General features: G+C 61.6%; 4 protein-coding genes. 1 reads left to right on the forward strand and 3 read right to left on the reverse strand.

What is annotated here, in order from left to right:
* Positions 1-196 precede the first annotated feature (196 nt).
* Positions 197-2,116: a DEAD/DEAH box helicase gene (locus PY649_RS21560; protein ID WP_285870717.1), complete on the forward strand. Its 1,920-nt coding sequence runs from the start codon at positions 197-199 to the stop codon at positions 2,114-2,116.
* Positions 2,117-2,203: 87 nt separating this feature from the next.
* Here PY649_RS21560 and PY649_RS21565 read toward each other — a convergent pair whose 3' ends face one another.
* From PY649_RS21565 to PY649_RS21575, 3 genes are all read right to left on the reverse strand, one after another.
* Positions 2,204-3,226 (reverse strand): class I SAM-dependent methyltransferase, encoded by a 1,023-nt coding sequence (locus PY649_RS21565; protein ID WP_285870718.1) that lies wholly within the window; start codon positions 3,224-3,226, stop codon positions 2,204-2,206.
* A gap of 176 nt (positions 3,227-3,402) precedes the next feature.
* Positions 3,403-3,888 carry a RidA family protein gene (locus PY649_RS21570; protein ID WP_285870719.1) on the reverse strand — a complete coding sequence of 162 codons (486 nt, stop codon included), beginning with the start codon at positions 3,886-3,888 and terminating at the stop codon, positions 3,403-3,405.
* A gap of 88 nt (positions 3,889-3,976) precedes the next feature.
* A partial coding sequence (locus PY649_RS21575; protein WP_285870720.1) for an ATP-binding protein occupies positions 3,977-6,594 on the reverse strand: 2,618 nt, incomplete at its 5' end.

The raw sequence follows: 6,594 nt of genomic DNA on the forward strand, positions 1-6,594 counted from the left end.
GCTTTCGTTAGACAGCATCAACTTCAAAGGCAGCGCTCTCAGCTGCCTTTTTTTCATTGTGCGCCGCACAAATTCGCGCTCGCTCTGTACATTGGCCTGCCGACCAAGTATGTGCAAGCCTGAAGAAGAGGCCTGCAACGTGCGGGTCGCGATGATCCGCGCCGGCTGGCGCGCGAAGAATTCCGAAAGACAAGATATGACTGAATTCGAAGGCATCGTTCCGGCGATCGCCCAGGCTTTGGCAAAGCGCGGTTATGACGTGTTGACGCCGGTACAGAAGGCCATGCTTGATCCCGGCCTTGCGGGCAAGGACGCATTGGTTTCGGCCCAGACCGGCTCTGGCAAGACGGTTGCCTTCGGCCTGGCTTTGGCTCCGGGCCTGCTGGAGGGCGCCGAGCGTTTCGGCCCCGCCGGCACGCCGCTGGCATTGGCGATTGCGCCGACGCGCGAACTGGCGCTGCAGGTGCAGCGGGAGCTGGAATGGCTTTATGAGCTGACTGGCGCGACCATTGCCTCCTGTGTCGGTGGCATGGATATGCGCACCGAAAGGCGGGCTTTGGAGCGCGGTGCGCATATCGTCGTCGGCACGCCGGGCCGCTTATGTGACCATATCCGCCGCAACTCGCTCGACATCTCAGAGCTCAAGGCCGTGGTGCTGGACGAGGCCGACGAGATGCTCGACCTAGGCTTCCGTGAAGATCTGGAATTCATCCTGGAAACTGCACCGGCCGAGCGGCGGACGCTGATGTTTTCGGCAACCGTACCGCGTTCGATCGCAAAGCTCGCCGAAAGCTACCAGCGCGATGCCGTGCGTATCGCCACCGCGTCCGAAGCCAAGCAGCATGTCGATATCGATTATCGCGCCCTGACGGTGGTCCCGAGCGACCGGGAAAACGCCATCATCAACGTTCTGCGCTACTACGAAGCGCAGAACGCCATCGTCTTCTGTTCGACACGTGCAGCCGTCAATCATCTGACGGCGCGCTTCAACAACCGAGGCTTCTCTGTCGTCGCCCTTTCGGGTGAACTCAGCCAGAGCGAGCGTACGCATGCGCTGCAGGCCATGCGCGACGGCCGTGCGCGGGTCTGCATCGCCACCGACGTTGCCGCTCGTGGCATCGATCTGCCGGGTCTGGAATTGGTGGTTCACGCCGATCTGCCGACCAATCCGGAAACGCTGCTGCATCGCAGCGGCCGCACGGGCCGCGCCGGCCGCAAGGGCGTCAGCGCCCTGATCGTGCCACTGAGCGCCCGCCGCCGCACCGAACGCTTGCTGGAGAATGCCCGTATCCGCGCCACCTGGGCAAAGCCGCCATCGGCCGAAGAGGTCAATCGCCGCGACGATGAGCGCCTCATCGCCGATCCGATCTTCTCCGCGTCCCTGCGTGATGACGAGCAGTCCCTGGTTCAGCAACTGCTGCAGAGCCATGGTGCCGAGCAGGTCGCCGCCGCCTTCCTGCGCCAATACCGCGCCGGCCATTCCGCGCCGGAAGATCTGCAGGATGTGCCCGCTGAGGGCGAGCGCAGGAAACCCCGCCGCGACGAGTTTTCCGCGCCGCGTGATGATGCGCCTTCCACTGGGCGCAACGACTTCGCTGACGGGGTCTGGGTGTCGCTCTCCGTCGGCCGCAAGCAGAATGCCGAGCCGCGCTGGCTGATCCCGATGCTCTGCCGCAACGGCAATCTCACCAAGCGCGACATCGGCGCGATCAAGATGATGCCGGAAGAAACCTTCGTCGAATTTTCGGCCGAAGGTGCCGAACGCTTCCTGTCGGCCATCGGCCCGGACAAGACGTTGGAACGCGGCATTCGCGTCAAACCACTTGCCGGTGTACCAGATTTTTCACAGGCCAAGCGGGAAGGAACCTACGGCAAGAAGAAACCTTACTCGGAGAAGAGCGCCCGTTCGAGCGACGCCGCCAAGCCGAAATGGAAGTCCGACCGCAAGCCGGAACGGATGCCCACAGGCGAGGGCAGCGTTTCCGAACGTCCGGACAAGAAGCCCTGGGCAAAGAAGCCCGGAAAGCCGAATTTCGCCAAGAACGACGGTCCTCCCAAGGGCGGAAAGCCGAATTCAAGGGCCGCGCGCAAGGCTGCCAAGGCGCGCGGGGAGTAATCTTGTAACTGAGCTCGAGGGGGGCAACAGCCCCCTCGTTGCGATCTCCGCATCTCTCAGCAAGAGAGGATCGGTATTCAGGCGCCGCTACTCGAAGAAGATCACGCTCGCCGGTGATGGCGGCAACGGCTTTACCCTGGCGTCTTGAAAACCGGCACGCCTGGCCATCTCGGCCAGATCCTTCTGCGTGTAGGCCTCGCCCTTCGGCGTGTTGGCGAGCATCTCCCACGAGAAGGCGGCTGCGAAGGGAGGCGAGACGAGATCTTCATTGGGCACGAACTCCACCGCGACCACCCTGCCGTCGCGGCTCAGGCTGGCCCGGGTCTTTACAAGCAATCCGGCGCAGGTTTCCATGTCGAAGTGATGGAGGAAGTTCGGAAGCAGAATAAGATCATAGTCGGTACCCCAGTCGACGTCGAATGCGCTGCCGGGAATGGCCTTGTAGCGCTCTGAAACACCAAACTCCCACGCGTTATGTTTGGCCAGTTGCAGAACAGAATTCCAATCAACCGCGACGATCTCGGCCGAGGGAAACGTCTTCGCCATCTCGATCCCAAAACGCCCGTGTCCTGCGGCGATGTCCAGGATTTTCTTTGGCGGTACGGGCAAGTTGGCCATTTCAGCCGCAAGGCTGACCGCGCTGCCGCCCGTGAACGAACCCATGCCGCGGGCAAACTTCACCCATACGGGATTGTCCGGCGACATGTTTGCCAATCCAATGGACCCACCGTTGCGGACATAGGATGTCGGATCGTCCAGGATCTGCTTGAGGATTTCCGGCGCGGCGAGGAACTCGATGGCTGAGCCCATATAAGCCGGCGAATGCCGGTCGAGGAAAGCGCGGCTGGATGGGGTCAGAGCATATTGATGGCCCGTTTTGGTCAGGAAGCCGTTTACAACGAGAAAGTCGCACAGAATGCGTATGCCGCGTTCGGCAGCATTCGTCGCGACCGCCAGCGATTTTGCAGTCCCGCCGTCACCGATCAACGTAAAAAGATCGAGCTCTATGGCGGCCTTGATCGCAGCCGTCTTCCGGCACGCAAACATCGCATCAACAATCAGATTGGGTGAGATTTCGCCCATGCCTGCTTCTGCTGCAGTCGATGACATTGGAGCCTCCCCATTTGCATCCAACGACCGACCAGGATAGCCGGCCTCGATGGGGGAACTATCCCACGGAAGGCAATGGCGCATAAGTGCGCAATTGTTACTACGCGCTAAACGAGTAATCCATGCCGGTTATGCCGGTAATGCCGCGCCGGCCGTTTACCAGGGGGATCATCGCCTTAAGTGCGGATCGCGACTTCGGCTTCGATTTCCACCGGGAGATTGAAAGGCAGTCCGGCTACACCGATAGCGGAACGAGAGTGAGCGCCGCGTTCCTTGCCGTAAAGTTCCACTATGAGGTCGCTGAAGCCATTGATGACCAGCGGATAGCGATTGAAACAATCATCCGCATTGACCATACCGAATACGCGCAGCCAGCTTTCGACACGGTCGAGATCGCCAATGCTTCCCTTCAAGCTCGCAAGCATGGCCAATCCGGTCAATTTCGCCGCATGATAGGCTTCCTCCAACGACAGGTCGCGGCCGACCTTGCCAAGAGGCGTGGCGATCGATCCGTCCGGCGCCAAAGCTCCGTGTCCCGAAATAAACGCCCGATTGCCATGGATGCGAACCCAAGGAAAGTTGAGCACCACATTCGGTGGGAGTTTTATCGGCTGTGGAAGCTGCAAACCAAGCGCCGCCAACCGGCTTTCAATATCTGCCATGGTTGATGTTCCGATCTCTCCATTTTCGAGCTTCTTGCCGCCGACCTATGCGTTATGGTCACAAACACGCAGCGAAGGAAGCTGCTCTCTAGTTCGCCAGCACGCGCGGCGACGGGAATGTAATCTCCACCAATGTCCCCTCATTCGGGGCCGAGTTGATCGAGAACGTCGCACGGTTGGCGTCGACCATGGCCTTGGTCAGCGGCAGGCCGAGGCCGGTGCCGTCGCCGCGCTTGCGGGCATTGGTCGAAACCTGGCGGAAGGGCTTCATCGCCTGTTCCAGCTCGCTGCGGGTCATGCCGACGCCGGTGTCGCGAATGCGCATGACGACGCTGCCATTTCCTTCGTAAGACGTCGAGACGACGATCTGGCCGCCTGACGGCGTAAAGCGGATAGCGTTCGACAGGATGTTCAATGCAATCTGCTTGATCGAGCGCAGGTCGGCGACGACGTTCGGCACAGCCTGCGACAGCGCGGTACGGATGATGACGCGCTGGCTGTTGGCTTGCGGCTGCACCAGCGACACCGCTTCGGCGATCGCCTCGTTGAGGCCGACGGAGGAAAATTCCAGGTCCATTTCGCCGGCTTCGATCTTGGAGATATCCAGCAGATCGTTGACGATGTCGAGCACATGCCGGCCCGAGCGGCCGATATCGGTTGCATATTCGATATAGCGGGAATGACCGATCGGCCCGAAGCGCTCGCCGGCCATCATGTCGGAAAAGCCGATGATGGCATTGAGCGGCGTGCGGATCTCGTGGCTCACACGGGCCAGAAAATCGGTCTTGTGCGCATTGGCCGTCTCCGCCGCACGCTTGGCACTGCGCAATTCTTCCTCAGTGCGCTTCCACTGCGTGATGTCGCGGATGACGGCGCAATAGCCGTTGGAGGAGTTCAGCCGCCCCATGGTCATGAACAGCGGCACGAAGCCGCCCGAGGCCTCCCGGCCGATGACCTCGCGGCCGTCGTTCAGCACGCTTGCCACGCCATGGCCGGAGAGACCGGCGAGATAGTCGAGTACAGCCTTCTGGCTCTCATGCGCAAACAGCATGACGAAGGGCTTGCCGCGGGTTTCCTGGTCATCATAGTTGAAGAGCGCGCTTGCCGAGCGGTTCATCGAGCGGATCTCGCCCTCCTGCCCGATGATGACGACACCATCTGTTGCCGTCTCCAGCGTCGAACGCAGCTCTTCGATTTCGACCTGCAGCTTCGCAAGTTTTTCCACCATGCGCTCCGGCCGCGCTTCTTCGGGCACAGGCTCCGATGGCGGCGTGGAAGTCTCGCTTTTGTCGAGCGGCATCAGCGCCAGCATCAAAGCCGTGCCGTCTTCCCAACGGATCGATTGCAGCCGAGCGTTGACCGGCACCAGCGTATCGTCGGCGCGTACGACCATCATCGTGCCCGGCCGCTCGGTCTTGCCTTCGAGGTCATGACGCTGCAGCAGCGCATCCAGCCCGCCGACATGCTCGAGGTCTGTGAGGCTCTCATAGCCCGTCAGCCGCAGGAATTCGGTATTGCCATGGATCAGCCGGTCGCCGGCGTGGACAAGAATGGCGAGGGGCAGTTGGTCGACGATCTCCGCCGACAGGCCATCGCGCATTTTCACGCGCGGCGGAATGGCTGTGCTCAAGACGTCCAGCGGATCGAAATCCTGTTCCGGCTCACTGGAGACTTTTGGTTCCTCCAGATCGGGCGTGGCGACCTCTTCCGGCTTTTCCGTCTCGGCCGAAAGCGCCGGCATGTCCAGTTCGGATTGTGCGGTTTCGTCGCCTTCCGACGGAGCTTCGGCTGGCGGCCGCTCTACTGCAGTATTGTCATCGGCCGGCGTTTCGACGGTATCGGACAGAACCTCATCCGCCGCATTCGGCTGCGGCGAGATGTCCACCACCTCCTCGGACTGTTCCATCGCTTCGGGCTGATCGGCGGGCGGCTCGGCGCGCTTGCCGAAGGGTTCGAGCTGCCGGGCGATCTCGCGGAAGGCTGCCTGTTCGCTCAGCGACAAGCCGCCTTGCATCAACGGGCGGCGTTGATGCAACTGGATGACCTTATCGGATTCTCGGCGGTTCGGCGTCTCGGCAATCTTCAGGGCCGGCGGCTCTTCATTCCGCTGAGCAGGCTCCTCTGCCGCCTCAGGGCCTGCGTCGTGAGCGGCCTCTTTTCCTTCCGAAGCACTTTCCTCCGGCGGGCTCTGTGGCGTTTCTTCAGCAATTGTTGGCACCGCCATCTCCGCGACAGGCTCTTCTGCAACGCTCGGCATCTGGGCGCGCTGCTCTTCCTCTCCGCCTAACGTCAGTCCGAGTTTCATCGGATCTTCGATGGCATCGGAGAGGCGCACGACGCCGAAGCCTCTGAAGCCGTCGAAGTCGCGGCTGCGCGTATAGGTCGGCAATGCGGCCAGATCGACCGGTACCATCAGGCTGGTCTTTTCCACCGGCCAATAGATCGTCCGGCCAGACCATGTGTCGCGCCGCGCCAGCAGCTCTGCGATCTTGCCATCCGGATCGAGATTGAAATGCTTGGCAATGTCTGCGAAGGCGACGCCGGTTACCTTCGTGGCATGCGGGCCCACGGCTTCAGCGAATTCGCGCGAGACTTCGCTGAAGCGGCCTTCGGCGTCGATCCTCCAGACGAAGCGCGTGGCGCGACCGCTGCGCTTGAAAGTGAAACCCTCCGGCTGGCCGACTTCGGGGGTGGGGGCAGGGGTAG

Source organism: Rhizobium mayense (assembly GCF_030272705.1).
Lineage (GTDB): Bacteria > Pseudomonadota > Alphaproteobacteria > Rhizobiales > Rhizobiaceae > Rhizobium > Rhizobium mayense.